Genomic DNA, 20,548 nt, shown 5'->3' on the forward strand with positions numbered 1-20,548 from the left:
TAATTTGATGGTAATACACATGAATAAAAAAGTGACAACTAATGTTCCTAAGGTTTCCGGGATTAAGCGTATTCGCCTTTTTGCTGACCGCGATAAAAATTTCACCAAAATGTCGGAGGCAATTATCAGGCGTGCTGAAAACACTGAAGTCGGTGAAGATGATATCGCTTCACTCGGTACTGGTGATGGGCTGCCACGGCATTATGTGAATACAGCTGATGGCCTTTTCTACATCGGTGGACAGAAACCAGTGCTGGTTTGCGGTACGCCAGTTGTGCCTGTCGCCCTGTTTTGTGGGAAAGATAAGGAGTCCAGTCTTGGGATCAGCCTGATGACCGGTAACGGGCTGGGTAAGTATGTTAAGGCCCAGGTGAGCTTTGAGGATATTGTTCAGAGTGGTGCTCAGGTTATGGGCAGACTGGCAGGTCGTGGATTTTGTGTTGGCCCCTCTCCACAGCAGCTTGCTCTTTTTGACCGTTTTATTCAGTGCTGCCGGAGTTTACCGCTGCCTGTCTATCTGATGGCAGATGCAATGGGATTCGTTTCGGAGGATATGGCCTTTTTACATGGTCATGAGCCTGTTGTGACCTCTCTGACCGGGTTTGATTATCTGCTGCCGGGATTCCGCGTGCGTCCCGGACTGCACAAAGGTGGGGCTCTGGAGGAGTGGATTAACCTCATTCGGGAAAATGTCCATGGCTGGGCGCAGAACTTTGCGCTGAGTGCGTCCTTTGCTTCGATGCTTCTGGTTCCTGCCGGTATGGATGTGGGCATGTTTCATTTTCACGGCGTATCCACGACGGGTAAAACGCTTCTTCTGATGCTGGGCGCATCGGTCCATGGTGATGGCAGCGAGCCTGGCAGTGGGGGACATGTGAATATTATTCGCTGGAATACCACACCGAACGCGATGGAGCGCCTTCTCGCTGACTATTCCGGTCTGGTCGCCTGCGTCGATGAACTGGGCGCGAGTAATCATAAGCAACTTTCCTCACTGCTTTACAACATTACGTCAGGTACGGCAAAAGAGCGCCTGACCCGTGGCCTGACAGCAGATGAGCCATTTAAATGGCGCATGTTTATTCTCTCCACCGGGGAGATGTCAATCTCCGAAAAGCTGGCTGAACAGAAAGCCGTGCTACAGGGAGGGCAGGAGCACAGGGCCATCAGTATGGAACTGCTGCCTGAGGATGCTCAAAAACCGGATGAACCGGTATCAGAAACACGTGCCCGTGCAGATGCACTGAAGACGGGGCTGGCAGAGGCTTATGGTCATGCCGGGCCTGCATTTATCGGCAAACTGTTATCCGAAAAAAATGCGGCTGGCGGTCTTCGCACTTACGCAGAGTTTTCATCCTGGCTCCAGGAACAGACAGATGCGTGCTGTAACGCACTGGAAGAGGCCCTGAGGGATGAAGGGCGTGATATTACCCGCGTTCAGCGACGTGGACTGAAAAGGTTTGCGCTGGTATGGCTGGCAGGAGAGAAGGCGCTGAAATACGGCCTTTTACCTTTCGAAAGCGATGCGGTGGCTGAATCCGTTATGTTCGCTGCACGACGCTGGCTGGATGATAACCAGAATCAGTATAACCCGGTGCGTAACATGCTGGAGGAGCTTCAGCTGACGCTGGTGACAAAAAGCAGCAGGCACTTTATCACCCTTCGTGAGGACCATGCCCGATGCCCGGGGGATATGTGGGGATTCGTTCACCATAAAACCGGCGACTTCCTGATTTATGAATCGGTGTTTGAAAAGCTCTGCTCTGAAAAGGGGCTTAAGACCGTTGATGTGGCCAGACCGTTAGAGCGTAACGGTTATCTGCTTGGCGAAAGTGCTGGACACTATAAAAAAAGAGCGCTGAAGACGATGGCGCAGTCTTACTACCAGGTCAAAAAAGCGTTTCTGAAATGCAATGTGATGACCGAATTTTAACCCTGAATATAACCATTTTGACTGAACCACAACGAATAAAAGGTGATGTATGATTCCTGAATCAGACGAGTACTATGAGGGCTTTCCTCACGCTATCAGCAGCGAAAATGAAGAAAAAACCTCATTCAATGATTACGCTCTGATTAACACACTGGCGGAGTGCCTGTATCACCGCATCTCTCGTGAAATCTTCGATGGCAGTGAGCCGGCGCTCCGGGCCGTCATTGCCAACGGTAAGATTAAATTCTTGGCTCGTTATACGCTTCAAGGGGCCTGCTATTATGAACCCCTCGGCACATTTCCACGTATGCCCGTTAACGTCGCGCGTGAACGAGCACGTGAACTCTATAACAGATTTGATGATCACCGGGGGCCGGATGAAGATTATGAGAATATCCCGTTCTGACTGATAGCTTAACAGTAAAAAAAAGCAGGGGCATTTGCCTCTGCTTTTTTTGTTATCGCAAGGAAGGTAACTGAGCGGTGATTCGCTCCGCCAGAAGCTGACTGGTATTTTGTAAGCGCTGAGGGTGAAGATGCGCATAACGTTGTGAAGACTGACTGCTGCGGTGCCCCAGTTGAGCCTGAACGTCATACAGCGTACCGCCGTAGGACACGATGAGGGCGGCAACCGAATGGCGGCAGGTATGGATACACACTTCCTGGTCGAAAATACCCGCCCGACGAACGATACGCTGAAAGGCTTTAACGGGGTTATTCAGCGGCATTCCTTGTTTTTTACCGATAAACAACCACGGATTTCCACGCTGTGTTGGCAGCGTTCTGATTACGTCCATCGCCAGTGAGTTAAGATGAACAATCCGCCCATAGCCATTCTTGGTTTCCGGGAGCCACAGAGTGTGTTTAACCGGGTCAACATGCTCCCACTTTGCCAGACGCAGCTCATCGCGGCGAAGGCCGGTCAATAACAGCAGTTTGACATAGCGGGCCGCGACGGGGCTGGTATCATCATCGGCGGAGAGAAAAATACGACGAATTTCGTCCTCGGTGAAATAGCGTTGTCGGGCGTTGTTTTCCCTGAGAAGCTGTACCACCCTGGCAGGATGAACAGCGGTCATACTTTGCCTTCCAGCCCATGTAAACACCGCTTTAATCAGTACGATGACACGATTACAGGTAGCCGCTGACAGAGAAGTACTTAACGTCTGCTGGAGGCGGAGAATGCTGGCTGGGGTGATATCGCTCAGCAGCCTCTGACCAATGGCGGGACGGATATGATCCCGGTAGCGCTGAACGTCCTTCCCCCAGCTGCGTTTAGCGGATTTTGCCCATGGCAGATAATGCTGATTAAAGAGTTCATCGAACGTCAGCTCCTTTCTCTTATTTTCACGCTCCTGCTTAGGGTCTGTGCCGGTAGCAAGGGCACGTTTATGCTCTATGGCAATCTGACGAGCAAGATTGACATCCACTTCAGGCCAGTGACCAATGGCGATGGCGCGTTTTCGTCCATGATAGAGGTAGCGGAGCAAAAACTTTTTACGGCCTTCTCTTCTGCTGACCAGACACTTCAGGCCGGAAATCTCGGTATCGCTGTATTCGGCATCGGTGCTGCGTGCATCTGATGTGTTAGGGGGCAGGGATTTAATGAGCTGATTAGTAAAACGGAAGCGTTTGGGAGTGGACATATTACCTCCTGTGACTGGTGTAAAGAACGTCAGGGTTGACCCATCCCCGGCACGGCGTTGTTAATCGCTGAGATGACTTTCTGGCGTGGCGAAAGGAATGCTGTTGCCACATGAGATGAATGAAGACGAGAAATGCAGTAAGAATAAGCTCTACGGTCCAGTTCTGGTCTGAAGGGGAAGATACAATCTGGGATGGAGTTCACAGAAATAATATGTGTTTCAGTCTGGGACAATTACATGCCATAAGGGCCAAGATCATTGCGCGTATATGTTGGGTCTCACAGTCGACCATGTGCAAGAAACGGACTTTGCAATCTTCCTATGATCTAGCCCTCTAGTCTTAACAGATAACTCTGGTAGGGTTTAGGTCAACCATAGGATGAGAATTACCTTTTTGGTCATTGCAACTAATGCCAATATGTTATTGAATATACGGGTAAATTGAAGCGATTTTGTCAAAATTTTCTGGCAAAATAGTAAGGTTTTTTGAGGTGACTTAGCTTAAATTACTCTGAATATATAGAGGCGAGCTTTTATCAACCATGAGTGAGTGGGGTGAAGATGAGATTCAAGGTGCTGCCTGCGGGAAATAAGCCCTCTATTGAACAACCTAACTGTGCCTATTTAATCATTGATAATTGGGATGACTGGTTTGAATTTTCAACAATGTATACATTGATTTATATAGACAAAAATAAAGAGAAAATTACTATTGGTTCTACTAAAATCGGCCAGATTAATATGGCCAAAGGTCAAAGCAGACCAAGTATTCCCGAAACTTTCGAAAAACTAGATGGTGATTTTTTCTCTGTTGGCCAGGATGACAGTTTTTACGAGGTGTTAAACGAACTCGGAGAAAATATCCGAAATGAAATATTATCCTCCCTTAATGACATTGCTTTAAGTGAGGATATCTATAATAAAGCAATAAATGAGCGAGTCACTAGTATATCTCTTCTGCGATCCGTTAGTCACACATCTATTAAGGGACAGTTCCGCAGACTTGCGAACGGAGGTGCTCGACTTTCAAAATATACATTTGCTTATAAGTCACCGATAATGAAAGGCTCTAACTCTGACCGCATTCATTTAAGTTTCGACGTAATACCAGAGAGTAATCCTCCAACAAATATTCATGTACTAATCGGTCGGAATGGTGTTGGGAAAACGCACTTAATAAATAATATGATTAGTTCATTGATTGATGAAAAAACAAGCCCAGCAAAAGTTGGGGAGTTTTCATCTAAAGATCAGTTAGCTGGTGAGCTTTTCTCTAATGTAGTATCAGTTACATTTAGTGCTTTTGATGAAACAGAACCTTTATCTGAAAAGAAAGACAAATCTACAGGCATTCAGTTTTCATACGTAGGACTTAAAAGAGTAAAAAAAGGTGATGAGAAAAACCTTCCTCCCAAAAGTCCTGTGATATTAAAAAATGAATTTGTGAAAAGTATGCTTTCTTGTAGAGCTGGAGGGAAAATTGAACGCTGGAAAAGGGCTGTGGATAAACTGGAGTCAGACCCAGTATTTGCTGATATTAATATAGCATCAATATTAAATAAGCAGGATGAAAATGAGTTCAAAGATATAGCTGGGAGAGTATTTAAAAATTTGAGTTCCGGACATAAGATTGTATTGCTAACTATCACTAGGCTTGTCGAGTCAATGGAAGAAAGAAGCTTGGTTTTTCTAGATGAACCAGAAGCTCATCTCCATCCACCATTATTATCAGCTTTCATAAGGTCTCTCTCTGATTTGTTAATTAACAGGAATGCAGTATCTATAATAGCTACCCATTCTCCAGTAGTTCTCCAGGAAGTTCCCCGAAGCTGCACTTGGAAGTTATGGCGTAGTGGATATTTGTCTAAAGTAGAAAGATTAGAAACTGAATCATTTGGTGAAAATGTGGGAATACTTACTAGGGAAGTATTTGGACTGGAAAATACCGACTCAGGATTCCATAATCTTCTTAATGATGCTGTAAATAAATTCGATAGTTATGATTTGGCTGTACAACATTTTGATGGACAGCTAGGAATTGAAGCTAGAGGTATTTTGCGGGCTTTATTTTCAATTAAGAGAAACCGATTATGAAGAAACTTTTAAAGCCGAATGATAGTGCGTTAGATGTATTTCAAGTATGCATTGATCGAGTTCGTGATGAAGATTTAAAAAGAAGACTTATTGCCTGCTCTCAGGAAATACAAGATTCCTCTATAGAGTTTGATGCAAAAGCTTCAAATGCACAATTACATACGATTTTGCCAAAAGATAATATTGCCACCGTTGTTACAGCTAACGAAATGAAGGCTGTGTACACAAATAGGATGGCTAAAAAATTAGCCCCAGGGCGTATCTTTTATGATAAGTTAATGTCACTTCCAGACCATGGAAGATGCCCCCTCTGTTCTCAAAGAGTGGTCTCAACATTAGATCATCACTTGCCTAAAGCACATTTTCCATCGTTGGCTGTTTCACCTTTTAATCTTATACCAGCATGTCAAGACTGTAATAAAACAAAGAGCGAAGATATCCCAAGTTGCTCGGAAGAAGAAACTTTGCATCCATACTACGATGATGTAGAAGCATTTGTTTGGGTTAAGGCAAGAATACGGGAATCTATTCCTGTAGTGATTGATTTTTATGTTGATCCACCTGAAGAGTGCCCTCCAATTTTAGCCGAAAGAATGAAGTATCACTTTAAAGCGTTTAGGTTGGCTACTCTTTATGCATCACACGCAGCTGAAGAGCTGGCAAGCATTGAGTATATTGCAAAAAAGGTTCATGATGAAAGTGGTAGTGTAGAGTTAAAAAAATATCTGGCAGAAACTGCAGCAGGAAAACAATCAGTAAGCTTAAACTCTTGGCAATCCGCACTCTATAGCTGCCTCTCAGAAAATGAGTGGTTCTGTGAGGTTAGATTTAGGTTGTAGAAAAGGTTTTCAGCCAATATCAGCGAGAAATTATATGATGAATTACTATTTTTCTGGCGATAATTGTGTCAAGTCAATTTTTCGCTCATAGCAGCCCCAGACCTCACGGCACTGCAGGAGGTCCGCTCCGTGCTAGGAGCGGATGTTACCACTTCAGGACCTTGTTAATTAGCGAGACTAGTTACTACGTAGCCGCTCTAGTCATCATCTCCCTGCCTCTCAGGTATTAAATCGTTGAAGGAAATAGTATTACTCTTAGGTTTCTCTTCAGTTGGAAGTTCAGCTACTCTTAATTTGAGCGGCATGGGACAGACAACACCACTAAAAATACATGTTCCTGTAGATAGTGTGGGAATCGACTCTTCAGTCAGACGGTCTATATATGATACCGATTTTTCAATTGCGTAGAGATCATTCTGATTAATAAGGCGATGAATAAAATAATTGTGTGCTTGTGATATAATTGTCGACGATATATCATTAGGGCGTTGGCTGGAAATTGTGATGAAAACTCCAAATTTCCTCCCCTCCTTTATGATTTCCTCAAAGGTTTCCAGACGATAATCTTTCCAACTTTCTGTTTCTCGAAAAGAAGTATTAGACAAAATATTGTGGGCTTCATCTATAATGATGTGCAGTGTAGATGTCTCGGTAGACATTTTCTTCATATTGTAAGCCCACTTGGCTATCAAAAGAGGAAGCGTTTTTTTCATGGTTATATTAACCATGTTTAGATTCAAAACCGTGAAATTATATTCTCCCCAAAAATCAAACTGTCCTGAAGTGTCAAAAATTTTGGCTATGTCTTTACGGTTTGCACTCATTCTGTTTATAACTGGTGAAATATGTTCAGGGTTAGACTTGTTGGATAAATACTCCTGAATTAACTGTAAGTACATAAAATCCAACAGATCTTCAATCATATCATTTTTAAATAAAAAATTGCTTGCGAGAGTAAATAGATAGGAGCGCTCCGTATCAGCCTCAGCATTGAATATGATACCAGTCCTCAATTTCCATTTATATGCAGTTGAATGATACTCAAGATCAGATATAAGTTCTGGGTCATCATTAAAAATTGGACTGAAAAATTGATTTATAGCATCGCATTTGGGCTTATCCCCACTAAAGAGATTCTGCCTAACTCTTTTCTTCAGGATATTACGCATAAACTCAAGAGGATTGGCAGAGGTCATCACCTTCTTGCGAAATTCAAGAACTCGCTTCAGAAATGGTTTCTGTGTTTTGTCTGTTGCATCGGTTAGAACGGAGAGCATATCATGCTCAAGCAGAACCTCTCTGGGTAAAGGAAGTTTGTCACCACCTGCATGATGTGTGTTGAGATTATAAACCGTCTTCTCGTTAGTAATGCATTGTGGGGCGGTATACTCTCCATTAAAATCAAATAGAATAAATTTACATCTTTCCCTAAAATGGTTGCCGAGAATATATTTAACCTGGGCAGTACCTGCTTTGTATAGCGCGGCTAGGGTGTTTGACTTTCCGCTACCAGTATTACCGAAAATTGCAATGTGCGAATTAATAAGGCCATTGATTGGTAGTGCAATCTCAATATCTTCAAGGTCTGTACGAGTAAACCTCATTACAGTTTCGTCTGCATCAGCTATCTGATGCACCGTATGTATCATCTCTTCAGTCACTACGAAGGCTTCATTGCCGATGAGAGGTAGTTCACGCGAGCCACCAATGAAGCAACCAGTACGATCAATGTAACCCGTCAGAGTTGATGTCAGGTATCGCCGATATCGCCAAGCATCACTGCCGCTCCCACCGAGATGTTTTTCCTCAATGACTCGTTCCGCTTCAACCTTGCCGATCAGGCTCATGAAACCTTTTTTTATTTCAATGAAGCTACCCACTGATACATTTCTTAGAACTTTCCCATGATAAAATAAATCACTGAGATTTTTGTTTTTATCTACCAAAATGGTCACAGCGCGTCCAGAAACCTCGCAGACTTCGCCTATACGGAGCACCGCTTCCTCTTCAGTAAAGTGCCTGCTCATCTCGAGCCTCCCAGATAGCACGTGATAATGTTATTCATTACCGAGAAATCAACATTTCCTCCCGGGCGATAAATAACCTCTACGTTTGAGTAATCTCGAAATCTCTCCATAAATCCGCTAACACTGGCCTCATCGTAAGCAAAAATCAGCAGTTTCAGGGTAGCGTTTCGTAAGGCTTTTTTAGTTATTGTTTCAAGGTGCTCATCAGCAAACGAGAACCCAAAGACAATTAGCAGGGTTGCTTCTTTATCAAGCTCATTGGAATAGGTTCTCAGTAAATCATAATAAACGTTCTGTAGTAGAGTCTCTTTAAACTTCTCCTTGCGTGGAAGAATAAGTGTATGAGCAAGTACCCATTCTTTCATTTCGGCTGGGGTGGGAAAGTTAAACGGCTTAATATCTGCAATGCGATAAATAATCTTTCCTTTAGAATGTTTCCAAGAGAGTGACCCATGAAGTTTTATAAGGTTAACAGTAGGAAGTTCAACTTTATAATTATACAGATTCCCAGTTGCACTTACCGAATGGTTAAAGCTGCCCGCATCAAATTCCTGATCTCCCCAAACATTTGATCTTCTATTAAAACCATCATTAAAAAGAATGTTATTATTACGAGTGGCTGCTTCTTCAATGAATAAATCATAATTAGTTGTAAAAACGTTAATACGCCTCGGAAGTAGGCCAGTCCGGCGTCGAGTCAGTATCTTTTCCAGTGAAGACATAAAAGCATCATAATTCTTACGGGTACATTCTAAATTGGTGATCACCTGAGGTGCGAAGGGGGCACCATGGCCGCGCTGCAGCATGCATTCATGAGGAAGCCAAACAGCTGATAAAAAGTCAGTGCCCATCCTGAAGTATTCTTCTTCCTGCTCATCATTAATAAGTTGCTGAAGGTCCGTTTCGATTGTCCCCAGTACTTTAATCGCAGGGAGGGATGCACCAGAACCGATGAGAAAGTTAATGTTAGCTGACTGAAATACCCGCTCAAAGTAGTCTCGGTCACTATCGTTACCGTAGTATGCGCGCTTAGCTGCCATTTTACCCTTCTATAAAACATTGGATTTATCTGTAAGTTATTTAATCTTAACGCTGAGCTCAATACTTTGACATCACTTCTTCAGGCGATTGTGATGATTTCTTCTTGAGCAAAAGTACACTCGGGGAGTAGACCCTTCGTGCCACAAGCTTTCTAACTATCCTCAAAAAATAGGTCTTAAAAGTGCGCCAACAAAGTTGCAAGGTCCGCTCATCGCTCATAACTGCCATTCACAACCCTTATGGTTGAAAAGGCAGACATGAGCTATGGGGACCAGCAATAATGAAAGAAATTGGATCTGTTGGCGCGTGGCGAACAAGGCACATAGGGCCGGAACAAAAAAGCCCGCAAAAGTGATTTTTCACGTCACTAGGGAGCCAAGACTGCTTTGCGTATCCTTTGGGTCTCCTCACAGTCTGGTCGGTGTGCTACTGAGACAGTTAAATTCCTGTTGTTGCTAGTGGTGTTCTATAACTGTCCAATCACGATTGGCGGAGCTGGATTGAAGCGACATTAAATGCTAACTGTCTGATTTATCTTATTAAGTAGTGGTAATCAATGCCTCAGCAGTATTTGGCAAAGATTAGCCCTGCTTTAAGACTCAAAGCACTGTTTATAGAAACAGTATTTCTATGATCTGCATCACGATTAGTCCTTGCAATAATGTTGTTATCGATTTTTTTCTGGAATACTATATGTAGTTGTAATTGTTCGTAGGCTGTCAATATATTGTATTTCTCTTGGAGATATTCTATGGCTATTAACAAAAAGCGATCCTCACCTAAGCTCGCCTCTCAAGCAGCGAAAGCTCTACAAGATGAAAACTCATCTGAAATCAAGAAGAAGCTTGCTGCTTCTGTTGTCGCACAAGCCCGGACTGGTAAGCAAACTGGTTCTGAGATGGAGACATTAGCTTCCGATGTTATGAAAAGTTCAAAGTATAGCGAGGAAACCAAAAGCTATGCTGCGTCATTGTTGTCGCAGTCGAATAAACCTCGTTAAGTTCAGCTAAAGGAATCAATAAGTGGCAAGGACTGAAGAGGAGCGAGCTCAAGCAACATCAATTTTCGCTACTTACAAAGCTGAAGTTGATAAGCGTGAGCTTTCTAATACTGACAATTATGATAAGAACATACTGACGTTATCATCTGCTGGCCTTGCCATCTCATTAACTGTCTTTAAAGATATAGCCCCTCATAATCAAACGGCACATATTTGGCTGCTTTACTCTGCATGGGTATTATTTGGATGTGCAATATTATCAACAATATTCAGTTTCTTGATTAGTAATGCAGCACTGAGGGCTCAGTTAGAAATAGCTCATAAATATTACATCGAAGAAGATGAAAGTGTTTTTGGGAAAGTAAGCCTCAAATCAAAGGCTTTGGATTGGGTGAATAGGTTTTCAGGTGGTTTTTTTGTTTTAGCTATAATCTCGGTCATTACATTTGGTGTGATCAACTTTGATAGAAGAACGGAGGTAAGCAAAAGCGATATGGTTAATAAAACGCAGCAAATTAATAACGATGGGGTGCCACCACCAATGATGCAAAGAGTACCTGTTGATAAAGGTGCTACGGTCCCCCTCATGCAACCAGTAACACAAACAAATCAGACAGATGCAACAGTAAACGGTACTCCTTCACCTACAACATCTACTGATTCCGCCAAAAACTAAATTAACGTCAGGAGCTAACTTGAACGATAAATCTAAGGTAATACACTCAGGCTTAGGGATGGATGGGGCAATTATGCCTTCCATGCAGCGTGTATTTGTAGGAAATGGTGCAAATGTTCCTCAGATGCAGGCGATCCCTACCGCCCGAGCTTCGCAACAATCATCTGGAGGAACTACTCAGCAACCTTCCACAACTTCGTCCAATAGCCGCGAATAAATAAGGAGCCTAGTAATGAGTTCAAATAATTACAAAACAGTTCGTATTGGAGATGGTGCCATATCACCTCTGATGGTTAAAGTATCAAACTCTAGCATTGAGAAACACGGCGCAACGATGCCGAAAATGCAGCCAGTTCCCAGTCAATCATCAGGCAGTGCTCCCTCAGCCGCTAAAACAACGAATAATAAACAGTAGCCTAACCATCGATACGGGCCTTTGCGCTGAAGTAAAGGCTTGTCATTACACAAATACATGACTTGCTCCCCATTGACTTAAACACCGCTATTTGAGTAATGCCTCTGTAAGTATCCCTGTAAAACGGCCCCTCGCTTTCTGCGCCCACTTAGGTTTGACAGTGCAATACGTTTAGTTCAACTAGTATTACTTCTGATATATCATTTTATGATGACGTGCAGGACGGGGGATTCTGGTAACGGTAAGAAGTGAAAGGGAAGAAGATCTTGCTGCAGGTGGGCGGACTGGTGAAGATTCCCATGTGATTGGTGGAGGACATATGCTGTCAGGTTTTCCCGCTTACTATAGGGGATTTCCCCACCTTATTCCCCGCGACAAAATCACGTTAAGACCAGCGGATTAAGGTGAAATGATAATTCCCCCGTTTTCCCCGTATTTTCTACTTCATTACGAATGATCTGAGAGAAAGGAACCGTAGAGGACCGTAGAAAGACCGTAGAAAGACCGTAGCAGTGAGGTTAGGAAAAGGTACATCAGAGGATGTTGAGGGGTCTAAAAGTAACGAACATCTGCGAAAATGGCGAGAAATCCAGCAAACAAATAACGTGTTGCAACGACCAGAAATCTACCGTAGCTAAGAAAGGAAAAAGCCCCGCTTTGCAGCGAGGCCTTATGAATATTGGTGCCCGGACTCGGAATCGAACCAAGGACACGGGGATTTTCAATCCCCTGCTCTACCGACTGAGCTATCCGGGCAACGGGGCGCATTAAACCCGATTCACTCTCCGCCGTCAACGAAAAATGTTGTTTTCGTTACAGACTGCGCAATCTCTCACCATTTCGCCGCTTCCTTAAGCGAAAAAGTGCGTCCAGAGCGCGGAGAGCGGCATGGCAAGTAGCAGCGCGGGCAGCATGTTCACCACGGCAAACATCTTAATCCCGCAAATGCGCAAGCCTGTCGCCAGCAGCAGCAGGCCGCCGACGGCGGTGAAGTCCGCCATCATCGCCGGCGTGGTCAGCGGGAGAATCAGGGTGGCGCAGGTGGCGAGTGCCAGCTGGATAAGCAGCATCGGGACGCAAATCGCCGCAACGGCGACGCCAAGGGTGGTGGCGAAAATGGTGGCGGTGAAGAAATCCAGAAACGCTTTCGCAATCAATATGCTCGGATCGCCCGTCATGCCTTCCTGCATCGAACCGAAAATCCCGGTGCCGCTGGCGCAAAACAGAATGATGATGGCGACATAGTTCTGGATAAACGACTCGTGCGTGCCGTGTTTCGCCTTACCGCCCGGTCGGGCAATCAGGTTTTTGGCTTTACTCACCGCACTGTTAATGCCTTTTTCCAGATAGCAAAATTCGCCAACGAGCGCGCCGAGAAGGGTGGCCAGCACCATCACGGGCAGGTTGGCGCATTTGATCACTAAAAGAATCCCGATCCCTAACGATGCCAGGCCGAATATTGAGGGCATAGAGGTGCGAATACGCTCCGGCAGCCGCTGGCTCAGCACTGCGCCGAGTACGCCGCCCAGCAATACGGCGCCTGCGTTGATAAATGGCCCGATAACCACGCTTAACTCCTGTTACTTACTCATTGGTATTGCATGATTATGACATGCTTCTGCTTTATGGCCGTTAGGTTTGGGTGATTAATTGCATAAGGATTCCCTGTTGCGGCTAAAAATAAAAGGTGACATTATTGCGCGAATTTTCTCCTCCTGTCTCACCGCTCGGTGAGGGTAACTGCGCTTATGAAAACCTTGAAAATCGCCGTCAGCCGCGAGCTGCTCTCTACCGTGTCTACGCACCGTGAAAAGGTGACGCTGGATAACACGGATTTCACCGATGTGGCGGCCGTCGTCATGACGACGACGGAAAGTCGCAGCGGCATTCTTGCGTTGCTGAAACGCACGGGCTTTCAGCTTCCGGTGTTCATTTTCTCGCAGGAGCCCACGGAAGTGCCCGATGGCGCTACCGCGGTCATCTCGGGTAAAGCTCAGGAGTTTCTGGAGCTGGAGACCGCAGCCAGCCGTTACGAAGAGAACCTGCTGCCGCCGTTTTTCGACACCCTGAGCCAGTATGTTGAAATGGGCAACAGCACCTTTGCCTGTCCGGGCCACCAGCACGGCGCGTTTTTCAAAAAGCACCCGGCAGGGCGCCAGTTCTATGACTTCTTCGGCGAGAACGTGTTCCGCGCCGATATGTGCAACGCCGACGTCAAGCTCGGTGATTTGCTGATCCACGAGGGATCCGCCAAGCATGCGCAAAAATTTGCGGCAAAAGTGTTCAACGCGGATAAAACCTACTTCGTGCTGAACGGTACGTCGGCGGCCAATAAGGTGGTGACCAACGCCCTGCTGACTCGCGGCGACCTGGTGCTGTTCGATCGTAACAATCATAAATCCAACCACCACGGGGCGCTGATCCAGGCGGGTGCCACGCCGGTTTATCTTGAGGCAGCGCGTAACCCGTTCGGCTTTATTGGCGGGATTGACGAGCACTGCTTTGACGATGGGTATCTGCGGGAGCTGATCCGCGAGGCGGCGCCGGAAAAGGCCGACGTGGCACGGCCGTTCCGCCTGGCGATCATTCAGCTTGGCACCTACGACGGGACGATCTACAACGCCCGTCAGGTGATCGACAAGATCGGCCACCTGTGCGACTACATTCTGTTTGACTCCGCGTGGGTGGGCTACGAGCAGTTCATTCCGATGATGGCGGAAACGTCCCCGCTGTTACTGGAGCTGAACGAGAACGATCCGGGCATTTTTGTCACCCAGTCGGTGCATAAACAGCAGGCCGGGTTCTCGCAAACGTCGCAGATCCATAAAAAGGATAACCACATTCGCGGCCAGGCGCGTTTCTGCCCGCACAAGCGTCTTAACAACGCGTTTATGCTGCATGCTTCAACCAGCCCGTTCTATCCGCTGTTCGCGGCGCTGGATGTGAACGCAAAAATCCACGAAGGGGAAAGCGGGCGCAGGCTGTGGGCGGAGTGCGTCGAGCTGGGGATTGAAGCGCGCAAGGCGATCGTTGCGAATTGCCACATGATCAAACCGTTTATCCCACCGGTGGTGGCGGGGCGGCCGTGGCAGGATCATCCGACTCACGCTATTGCCAGCGAGCTGCGCTTCTTCAGCTTTGAGCCGGGTGCCAAATGGCACGGGTTTGAGGGCTATGCCCGCGAGCAGTACTTTGTCGACCCGTGCAAGCTGCTGCTGACCACGCCGGGCATCGATGCCGAAACGGGGGAGTACACGGATTTCGGTATCCCGGCGACGATTCTGGCGCACTATCTGCGTGAAAACGGCATCGTGCCGGAAAAATGCGACCTCAACTCGATCCTGTTCCTGCTGACGCCTGCCGAAAGCAGCGAGAAGCTGGCGCAGCTGGTGGCGATGCTGGGGCAGTTTGAACAGCACATTGAGGACGATACGCCGCTGGCGGACGTGCTGCCGACCATCTTCCAGAAATACCCGGTGCGCTACCGGGATTACACGCTCCGACAGCTTTGCCAGGAGATGCACGATCTCTACGTCAGCTTTGACGTAAAAGATTTGCAGAAGGCGATGTTCCGTAAGGAGAGCCTGCCGGAAGTGGTGATGAACCCGCAGGATGCAAACCGGGCCTATATTCGCGGGGAGGTGGAGCTGGTTCGCATACGGGATGCCGCAGGGCGCATTGCCGCCGAAGGGGCGCTGCCCTATCCGCCAGGCGTGCTGTGCGTGGTGCCGGGTGAAGTCTGGGGCGGGGCGGTGCAGCGTTACTTCCTGGCGCTGGAGGAGGGCATCAACCTGCTGCCGGGCTTCTCGCCGGAGCTGCAGGGCGTGTACAGCGAGAAGGATGCCGACGGGATTAAGCGGCTGTATGGGTATGTATTAAAGTAGACCCTCTCTCTAACGTAGGCCGGGTAAGCGTTAGCGCCACCCGGCGATTTGCCCGGTGGCGCAAGCTTACCGGGCCTACAATTCTGCTCAGGCTTCTGCGCGGCGGTACATCCTCCTCGGATGCCCAATCTTGCCGTACAGCATCTCCACGCTGAGAAACCCGGTCTCCACGCAGTGCTCCAGATAGCGCCGGGTGGTGGTTTTACTCAGTCCCGTCTCGCTCACGACTTCATCCACGGTAAAGCAGTGCGTTGCTTTGTCGTTAAACAGCGTCTGCACGCGCGCCAGCGTATTTTCCTCAATGCCCTTGCTGCCGTTGTCCTGGCGGTAGTTTTTCGCCTGCAGCTGATAGAGCGAATCGACGTTCTGCTGGTCGACAATCTTCCAGACGCGCTGCTGTTCGGCAAACTGCACGAACCGCTCCAGCGACTGGCTGAGCCGCTTCCAGGAGACGGGTTTGAGAATGTAGTCGAACGCGCCGTTGCGGATCGCCTGGCTGCAGGTGTCCATATCGCTGGCGGCGGTAATAAAAATCACCGAGCAGTTGGCGCGGGCCAGCATGGGGTTATTAATCAGCGAGATCCCTTTGCCGTCAGGCAGATAGTTATCCAGCAGCACGAGCTGCGGCTGTTTGCTTTCAAGCTCAGCCTGGGCCGCTGCCAGCGACGAGGCAATGCCCACCAGCCTCAGACGCGGATGCTTGCCTATCAGCTCCGCGTGCAGTTGCGCCAGCTCGCTCTCGTCTTCAACAATCAGTACGTCGATAAGTTCATGTTGCATAGTCGGTGTCTTCCAGTTGCCGGGCGATTCCCGTGGCAGGGATAAACAATGAGAAAATGGTGCCGCGCGGCGTATTATCGGCAACTTCTATTGCGCCGCCAGCCTGTGTGACATAGCTTTCGATCAGATACAGGCCAATCCCATGATCGCCGCGTGTTTTGGTGGTGATGCCGCGTTCAAAGATCCTGTCGCGGATCTCCGGTTTAATGCCAACGCCCTGGTCGGCCACTTCAATAATCAGCTCCTGTTCGCTGAGTTTTATCAGCACCTCCACCGGCGCATGGGGAAGCGGTGAGCGCTGCGTCGCTTCGATGGCGTTATCCAGCAGGTTGCCAATAATCGAAATCAGCTCTTGCTCCCCCAGTGGAAGGAACGGCCTGTCCAGACGACACGCCGGGTCGAAACACAGCTCGACGCCTTTCTCCCGCGCGCGGGCGGCTTTGCCCAGCAGCAAGCCGCACAGGGTCGGGGAACTGAAGCGCGAAGAGATAAAGTCCAGCAGCTCCTGGGCATGCTCCGACTGGGCCTGAATGTAGCCAATGGCCTCCTCATAGCGGCCCATATGCAGCAGACCGGAGAGCGTGGTCATTCGGTTTAACTGCTCGTGGCGCATAATGCGCAGGTTATCGACATAGCGTTTTACCTGGCTGAGCTGGGCGCTCAGCGAGTCGATCTCGTTGCGATCGCGGAAGGTGATCACCCAGCCCTGCAGCGATCCCTCAAGCATGATGTGCACCCGGCTGGCAATCACCGTGAGATCGTTAAAACGGCAAATCTCGTCATGGGTATCTTTCGCCAGCATCGTTTGCGTATCGAAGAACGGGACCGGATCGATAACCTGGCTTATCAGCTGCCCGCGCAGCTCCCGGGCCGGCTGGCTCAGGCCCAGCAGCTTGCGCGCCGCCTGGTTGATCACTTCAATCCGCCGCCGATCGTCAATGGCAATCACCCCTTCATAAATAGACTCCATCAGCGCCTTCTGCTGGCGCACCAGCAGCCCGATCTCTCGCGGCTCGAGGGAGAAGATCTGCTTCTTAATGCTGCGGGTAAAGAACCAGGAGAAGACAAACAGGGCAAACAGCAGCAGCACGGCGGCAATCAGGATATTGACCACTTTAGTGACGGTAATGGTATCAAGGTAGCTGGTGAGATAGCCTACCGAAACAATGCCGACCACCTGCCCGGCATCGTTGAAGATGGGGGCCTTACTGCGCAGCGAAATGCCCAGCCCCCCTTTACGGATGGTGGTGGTGCTTTTACCCTGTAAAACGGCCTCATTGTCACCGCCTACCAGCGTCGTACCCACTCTGTCGGCAAAGACGGAGTGAAAAAGATGCTGGCCCTTATTATCGCCTATGACAATAAAGCTGGCGTCACTGTGCGCGGACATCTTCTGCATAAAATCATGGATGGCGCTGATATTCTTTTGTTCGACTTCATCACGTAATGTCGGAATAAGCGCAATCTCTTCAGCCTGTATTTTGGCGCGGGCGCTCATTTCCTGATAAAGCTGTTTGCCGACATCGGCATAATAATATCCGCCCAGTAGCGCAAAAAGTACTGAGAAAAAGGCAACCAGCGAAATAAACAGCTTAATCTGGAAAGAGACTTTCATAACTATCACGCGAGGTAGCGACAAAGATCGCCAATATATCATCTTTTTTCGTGCGGATGCCCGCTTTGCCGAAAACTTGTGATCCCTTGCACAGCAGGGGCTGTAAAAGATTTATCCTAAAGGCTAACGTGCCTCAGGCTGCACAAGTAAATGTTATTTGTTTGTTCAATTCAGAAAAGAAACCATAAAAACCACGACAATAAATAAGGCATAAATCACATTAAATAAAAGAAACCATTAAAACCATAGTGGCCATTAAAACTTCGCTTTTAATATGCCATTCCTCACATAAAGTAAGCCTTTGTGACTCTAAGCTGAACGCACAAAATAACTAAGGGGCTTATTATGAGCACAACTGACGATTCTTTCTCTGTTACCCACGACCCGATTGAAATTCAGCGACCTTCGCTCAAAGAGCGCTGGTGGCATATTATGGATACCTGGAAAATCGGGATTATTCCTCTGCCGCTGTTCGTTCTGGCGGGCGTACTGATTGCCATTGATTGCCTGGGTGGAAAACTGCCGAGCGATATCGTGGTGATGGTGGCGACGCTGGCCTTCTTCGGCTTCGCCTGCGGCGAGTTTGGCAAACGCCTGCCGATTGTCGGCAAGCTCGGCGCGGCGGCAATTTGCGCTACCTTTATCCCTTCCGCGCTGGTCTATTACGGTCTGCTGCCGGACGTGGTGGTCGAGTCCACCACCAAGTTCTACAAATCCACCAACATTCTCTATCTCTACATCTGCTGCATTATTGTCGGCAGCATCATGAGCATGAACCGCACGGTGCTGATCCAGGGCTTCCTGCGCATCTTCTTCCCGATGCTGTGCGGTGAAATCGTCGGCATGCTGGTGGGGATGGGCGTCGGCCTGGCGCTGGGTCTTGAGCCGTTCCAGATCTTCTTCTTTATCATTCTGCCGATTATGGCGGGCGGGGTAGGGGAAGGGGCGATCCCGCTTTCCATCGGCTATGCCACCCTGCTGCATATGGACCAGGGCGTGGCGCTCGGTCGCGTGTTGCCGATGGTGATGCTCGGCGGTCTGACGGCGATCATCATCTCCGGCTGCCTGAACCAGCTTGGTAAACGCTACCCGCACCTGACCGGTGAAGGCCAGCTGATGCCTAACCGCGCGAATGCAGATGCTACCGTCTCTCAGCCTGCGTTCTCCGGCAAGGCGGACGTGACCACCATCGCCTCTGGCGCGCTGCTGGCGGTGCTGCTCTACATGCTGGGCATGCTCGGCCACAAGCTGATTGGCCTGCCTGCTCCGGTCGGCATGCTGTTTATGGCGGTGCTGGTGAAGCTCTGCAACGGCGCCTCTCCACGCCTGCTGGAAGGCTCGCAGGTGGTGTACAAATTCTTCCAGACCTCCGTGACCTACCCGATTCTCTTCGCCGTTGGCGTGGCCATCACCCCGTGGCATGAACTGGTGGCGGCGTTCACCGTCAGCAACCTGCTGGTGATTGTCAGCACCGTTTCTGCACTGGTCGCCACGGGCTTCTTCGTCGGCAAAAAGATTGGTATGCACCCGATTGATGTCGCCATCGTCTCCTGCTGCCAGAGCGGCCAGGGCGGTACCGGCGACGTGGCGATCCTGACCGCAGGCAACCGCATGAGCCTGATGCCATTCGCCCAGATTGCTACCCGTATCGGCGGCGCGATTAACGTCTCTATCTCACTGCTGATTCTGGGCAACTTCCTCGTTTAAGTTTTCAGGAAAGAACAATGAAACTCGCAAGCTTTTTATACCAGGGAAAACGCAGCTACGGCATCGTCCAGGCCGACGGCGTGATTGACTTAGGCCGCCGTCTCGGCGACCGCTACGGCGACCTCAAGGCGCTGCTGCAGGGCAACGGGCTGGCGCAGGCCACCCGTTATCTGAACGATGCCGTGGACGTGCCGCTGAGCGCCATCACCTTCTTACCTGTGATCGTGCAGCCGGAAAAAATCCTCTGCGTGGGCATGAACTACGCCGACAAGCGCAAGGAGTTTGACCAGCATAACCCGGCCCCGACGCTGTTTGTCCGCTTCCCGGATTCACAGACCGGACACAACGAGCCGGTGCTGAAGCCGCGCCACTCCAGCGAATTCGACTACGAAGGCGAGCTGGCGGTGATCATCGGCAAAGGCGGGGAGAACATCAGCCGCGACGACGCCCTGCGCCACGTGGCCGGGTACAGTTGCTACATGGACGGCTCCGCCCGCGACTGGCAGCACACCTGGTTTACGGCCGGTAAAAACTGGCGTCAGACCGGCGCGTTCGGCCCGTGGATGGCAACGGCCGATGAGATCCCGGACCCGCACCAGCTTGCGATCCGCACCTGGCTGAACGGCCGCATGGTGCAGGAAGACAACACCAGCAGCATGATCCACAAGGTTGCGGAGCTGATCGAGTACATCAGCACCTTTACCCGCTTAAGCCCGGGCGACGTGATCATCACCGGCTCTCCTGGCGGCGTGGGTAAAAAGCGTAACCCGCCGCTGTTTATGAAAGAGGGCGATCGCATTGAGGTGGAGATCGAGCATATCGGTCATCTGAGTAACGTGATTGTGGAAGCGCCAGCCGTCGGGCTTGCGGCGGCACACTGAGAAAGGCGGC

16 protein-coding genes and 1 tRNA gene are annotated in these 20,548 nt (G+C 48.9%); 10 read left to right on the forward strand and 7 right to left on the reverse strand.

From position 1 onward, the window contains the following. Positions 1 to 19 precede the first annotated feature (19 nt). Positions 20 to 1,933: a DUF927 domain-containing protein gene (locus tag ABR39_RS17025; RefSeq protein WP_047347878.1), complete on the forward strand. Its 1,914-nt coding sequence runs from the start codon at positions 20 to 22 to the stop codon at positions 1,931 to 1,933. Between the two features lie 49 nt (positions 1,934 to 1,982). Next, complete coding sequence (locus ABR39_RS17030; RefSeq protein ID WP_047347879.1) at positions 1,983 to 2,339, forward strand: Arm DNA-binding domain-containing protein; 357 nt, start codon at positions 1,983 to 1,985, stop codon at positions 2,337 to 2,339. 52 nt (positions 2,340 to 2,391) lie between these two features. Here ABR39_RS17030 and ABR39_RS17035 read toward each other — a convergent pair whose 3' ends face one another. Next, positions 2,392 to 3,579, reverse strand: coding sequence for a tyrosine-type recombinase/integrase (locus ABR39_RS17035; protein ID WP_047347880.1), 1,188 nt, complete (start codon positions 3,577 to 3,579; stop codon positions 2,392 to 2,394). Between the two features lie 561 nt (positions 3,580 to 4,140). Here ABR39_RS17035 and ABR39_RS17040 point away from each other — a divergent pair. Both ABR39_RS17040 and ABR39_RS25025 read left to right on the forward strand, forming a co-directional pair. Beyond that, entirely contained in the window at positions 4,141 to 5,673 is a 1,533-nt protein-coding gene (locus ABR39_RS17040; protein ID WP_046091464.1) for an AAA family ATPase, read from the forward strand. Continuing rightward, entirely contained in the window at positions 5,670 to 6,512 is an 843-nt protein-coding gene (locus tag ABR39_RS25025) for an HNH endonuclease (RefSeq protein WP_072052121.1), read from the forward strand. The genes ABR39_RS17040 and ABR39_RS25025 overlap by 4 nt, the downstream gene beginning before the upstream one ends. A 197-nt stretch (positions 6,513 to 6,709) precedes the next feature. Here ABR39_RS25025 and ABR39_RS17045 read toward each other — a convergent pair whose 3' ends face one another. Both ABR39_RS17045 and ABR39_RS17050 read right to left on the reverse strand, forming a co-directional pair. Next, positions 6,710 to 8,539, reverse strand: coding sequence for an ATP-binding protein (locus ABR39_RS17045; protein ID WP_047347881.1), 1,830 nt, complete (start codon positions 8,537 to 8,539; stop codon positions 6,710 to 6,712). Further along, positions 8,536 to 9,579, reverse strand: a complete 1,044-nt coding sequence (locus tag ABR39_RS17050; RefSeq protein WP_046091466.1) for an SIR2 family protein — start codon at positions 9,577 to 9,579, stop codon at positions 8,536 to 8,538. Before ABR39_RS17050 ends, ABR39_RS17045 begins: the two co-directional genes overlap by 4 nt. Positions 9,580 to 10,331: 752 nt before the next feature. Here ABR39_RS17050 and ABR39_RS25030 point away from each other — a divergent pair. From ABR39_RS25030 to ABR39_RS25900, 3 genes are all read left to right on the forward strand, one after another. Next, entirely contained in the window at positions 10,332 to 10,580 is a 249-nt protein-coding gene (locus tag ABR39_RS25030; RefSeq protein WP_072059256.1) for a hypothetical protein, read from the forward strand. A 22-nt stretch (positions 10,581 to 10,602) separates the two neighbouring features. Continuing rightward, on the forward strand, positions 10,603 to 11,256 hold the full coding sequence (locus ABR39_RS17055; RefSeq protein ID WP_047347882.1) for a hypothetical protein: 654 nt from the start codon (positions 10,603 to 10,605) through the stop codon (positions 11,254 to 11,256). 232 nt (positions 11,257 to 11,488) lie between these two features. After that, on the forward strand, positions 11,489 to 11,671 hold the full coding sequence (locus tag ABR39_RS25900; RefSeq protein ID WP_128414885.1) for a hypothetical protein: 183 nt from the start codon (positions 11,489 to 11,491) through the stop codon (positions 11,669 to 11,671). A gap of 680 nt (positions 11,672 to 12,351) precedes the next feature. On the opposite strand, the gene ABR39_RS17060 is transcribed toward ABR39_RS25900, so the two are convergent. Together ABR39_RS17060 and ABR39_RS17065 are read right to left on the reverse strand one after the other, a co-directional pair. Continuing rightward, positions 12,352 to 12,427, reverse strand: a tRNA-Phe gene (locus ABR39_RS17060). Between the two features lie 95 nt (positions 12,428 to 12,522). Next, a complete protein-coding gene (locus ABR39_RS17065; RefSeq protein ID WP_047347883.1) occupies positions 12,523 to 13,239 on the reverse strand; it encodes a DUF554 domain-containing protein in 717 nt (238 codons plus the stop codon). 180 nt (positions 13,240 to 13,419) lie between these two features. Here ABR39_RS17065 and ABR39_RS17070 point away from each other — a divergent pair, with 180 nt between their 5' ends. Then, positions 13,420 to 15,555: an ornithine decarboxylase gene (locus ABR39_RS17070; RefSeq protein WP_047347884.1), complete on the forward strand. Its 2,136-nt coding sequence runs from the start codon at positions 13,420 to 13,422 to the stop codon at positions 15,553 to 15,555. Positions 15,556 to 15,642: 87 nt separating this feature from the next. On the opposite strand, the gene ABR39_RS17075 is transcribed toward ABR39_RS17070, so the two are convergent. Beyond that, positions 15,643 to 16,335: a response regulator gene (locus ABR39_RS17075; RefSeq protein WP_047347885.1), complete on the reverse strand. Its 693-nt coding sequence runs from the start codon at positions 16,333 to 16,335 to the stop codon at positions 15,643 to 15,645. Then, positions 16,325 to 17,950 (reverse strand): ATP-binding protein, encoded by a 1,626-nt coding sequence (locus tag ABR39_RS17080; RefSeq protein WP_047347886.1) that lies wholly within the window; start codon positions 17,948 to 17,950, stop codon positions 16,325 to 16,327. Before ABR39_RS17080 ends, ABR39_RS17075 begins: the two co-directional genes overlap by 11 nt. Positions 17,951 to 18,295: 345 nt before the next feature. On the opposite strand from ABR39_RS17080, the gene ABR39_RS17085 reads away from it, so the two are divergent. Together ABR39_RS17085 and ABR39_RS17090 are read left to right on the forward strand one after the other, a co-directional pair. Then, positions 18,296 to 19,657 carry a 2-hydroxycarboxylate transporter family protein gene (locus ABR39_RS17085; protein WP_047347887.1) on the forward strand — a complete coding sequence of 454 codons (1,362 nt, stop codon included), beginning with the start codon at positions 18,296 to 18,298 and terminating at the stop codon, positions 19,655 to 19,657. A gap of 17 nt (positions 19,658 to 19,674) precedes the next feature. Next, a complete protein-coding gene (locus ABR39_RS17090; RefSeq protein ID WP_047347888.1) occupies positions 19,675 to 20,538 on the forward strand; it encodes a fumarylacetoacetate hydrolase family protein in 864 nt (287 codons plus the stop codon). Positions 20,539 to 20,548 lie beyond the last annotated feature (10 nt).

The sequence above is a fragment of the Enterobacter genomosp. O genome (assembly GCF_001022965.1).
Lineage (GTDB): Bacteria > Pseudomonadota > Gammaproteobacteria > Enterobacterales > Enterobacteriaceae > Enterobacter > Enterobacter cloacae_L.